The following is a 1269-nucleotide window of genomic DNA, read 5'->3' on the forward strand; positions in this document are numbered from 1 at the left end:
TATGCAATCTGTTGAGCTTGTGTGTTTTTATAGCTTAACCTAAAAGAGTGCCTTTTTTTCTGTTGATTTTGGGTTCAGATTGCACTCACTTTTTTCACTTCTCTATTTTATTGCGATCGCATTCCTCTTTAAAAACTGTCCGGAGTATTGAAACGAAACACAATTAGATGATGGTTCATATTTAAGTTGGATTTATCCATCCGGCAAATTAAGAAAAAAAGGATTTAAGCCCATACAGGTAAGAGTAATTGAGTAAGCTGTTTTGCATTAAAACTGGTATAATAATAAATAAAAAATCACAGAGAAGCCAGAAGTATGCCAGCAAAAAATTATCTAAATTCAGAGCAATTCAAAAAGCTTCAACAATCCTTAAAACAAGAATAAAATGGAGCAATTAGAGAGAGGATTTTAATCTTACTATTACTCAATGACGGAAAAACACAAAAAGAAATTGCTAAATTTATCGGATGTTCGCAAAACAAAATCTGTTTCTGGTGCGTGCATGGAGATCCAGATAATTTAGAGAGTCTTAAAGATGAGAAGATGAAAGGAAACCATCACAAAGCTACAGAAAAATACATATAAATATTACTATAAACAATTGACAAAGCTCCTCAAGAGCTAGGATATGAATTTGGTCGATGGTCAGCTAAAAGATTGGCTACTTATTTAGAAGAAGTGACTGGAATCAAGTTAAGTGGCTCACAAGTTTGGAGAATTATCTAAAAAAAAAGTACGTTTACCTGTGGTCAAAATCTAGTTTAGATCACAAACAATATCCCGATAAAAGAAAAGCTTTTAAAGAAAAACTAGAGGAATATTTAAAAATAGAAAAAGAAAGTCATAGTCGCCTTCAGGTATGGTTTTAGGACGAAAGCGGATTTAGTTTAAGGGTGATAAAGAGAAAGACATGGTGCAAAAAAGGACATCGCAAAAAAGTGAGGGGAGATATAGCGATCGCAAATCATTTGTAACTTATAAATCATGTATAATGAGGAATGTGGATCTAAGTAGGAGTTGAGATGTCCCAAAATAAATTGTCAGAAAAATTCGAGGAGCATGAAGTCCAAGCTTTATTAGAGCTAGAAAATTTTATTGCCACTAATCCCGACCCCAGAGAATTAAAAAGAGCCTTGGCTGTCCGGATGCTAATTGAAGGGATCTGCCGCGAAACTATTCAAAAGATATTGCGAGTGTCCTCTCCATTTATTAGCAAGTGGAAAATCAATTATGCGTTGTATGGAATTGAAGGATTGCTCTTAAATCATC

At 34.0% G+C, this 1269-nt stretch carries 1 protein-coding gene and 1 pseudogene; both read left to right on the top strand.

The window, feature by feature from the left end; all coding sequences use genetic code 11:
- Positions 1-315: 315 nt before the first annotated feature.
- Positions 316-947 (top strand): annotated as a pseudogene (locus tag QUA80_RS33605) (IS630 family transposase); the annotation flags it as partial.
- A 75-nt stretch (positions 948-1022) separates the two neighbouring features.
- A partial coding sequence (locus tag QUA80_RS33610; protein WP_333429218.1) for a helix-turn-helix domain-containing protein occupies positions 1023-1269 on the top strand: 247 nt, incomplete at its 3' end.

This window comes from Microcoleus sp. F4-D5 (assembly GCF_036704885.1).
Classification (GTDB): Bacteria; Cyanobacteriota; Cyanobacteriia; order Cyanobacteriales; family Microcoleaceae; genus Microcoleus.